Source organism: Synechococcus sp. R3-13 (genome assembly GCF_047462195.1).
In the GTDB taxonomy this organism is placed as follows: domain Bacteria; phylum Cyanobacteriota; class Cyanobacteriia; order Thermostichales; family Thermostichaceae; genus Thermostichus.
In genome coordinates, this window is the sequence record NZ_JANSIO010000020.1 from 1 (window position 1) to 1068 (window position 1068).

Below are 1068 nucleotides of genomic sequence, written 5' to 3' on the forward strand. Positions count from 1 at the left end.
CCCCCGCCACCCGCAGGATCCCCTGCTGCCAAAGGGATCCCTCCCAGATCAAACTCGGCCTTGCCCGCTCCGCCATACTCCCATGCCTGCCCCTGGGCTTGAGAGCAGCGCCTAACTGCTGCGGGAGCGCCGTCGCCTGGAGGCTGCTGGAGATTGCTGGGCAGGGCTGATCCCCAGTTCCGCGGCTGGCTCGGCCAAGCTGCTCTGCACGGCTGACGGGAACGATTCAGCAGAAGGGATTTCGGGTTCCGAGGGTTCGGGTGGAGAAACGGTATCCAGCGGCTCCTTCTCCTGCAAGGCATCCGGTTCGGGCGCCAACTCCTCCGCCTGAGAAGTTGCCTCAGTCTCCATCCTGGGCGGACTTTCCGCCTCTAGAGTTCCCGGCAGAACCACCCTAACCGCCGTGTCTCGGCCCCAAGGCGGCGGCTGGTCAAGGAGCAACAGCGGCGACAGCCCCAGCTCCGAGTAGACCCGTTGTTGCAGCGGGGTCATCTCCACGGTGACCGTTTGCCGTACCGGGGCCGGACGGCCTTCTGAGGACTCCGTCCCGCTGGCGCGAACGGTGCGGGCTGGGGGAGCGTGGTCTTTGCGTGCGGTGGATTCTGCCTCTTCCCCACGGCCAGAACGGCGGGGCTCTCGACGCTTTGGGTCTGCTCCGCCCCCTGCCGGTTGCAAGAGATCGTCCCCAAGCGGCTCCGGGGTTTCCTCGTCTGCAGGAGTATCTGGGCTCCGCGTAACGAGGCGCTGGCCAGTGCGGGGATCCCCCCAGTCTTCACGGGGACGCTTGCGTCCCGTTTCAACCCGTGGCTCTTCCTCCAGATCGTCTGAAGTCGTAAAGGGATCCGGGCTGGGGCGTCGTTGTCCGGGGGCAGAGCGCGACCGCCGCAGCAGCGCACGGCTATCGCCTCGAGACAGCCCATCGCTCCCCACCCGCAGGCGTGCCCGTTGGGGGTTGCCATCGCGGGGCAGGATCGGGCCGGCCTCTTCCTCATCCCCTCCTTCCGCCTCGGTGGGTAGCGTTACCGTCAGGCCGCTTTCTATTGTTAACAGATGCCCTGGCTCGGCCCC

1 pseudogene is annotated in these 1068 nt (G+C 66.9%); it reads right to left on the bottom strand.

What is annotated here, in order from left to right:
* Positions 1–111: 111 nt before the first annotated feature.
* Positions 112–1068, bottom strand: a pseudogene (locus NW856_RS00675) (ribonuclease E/G); the annotation flags it as partial.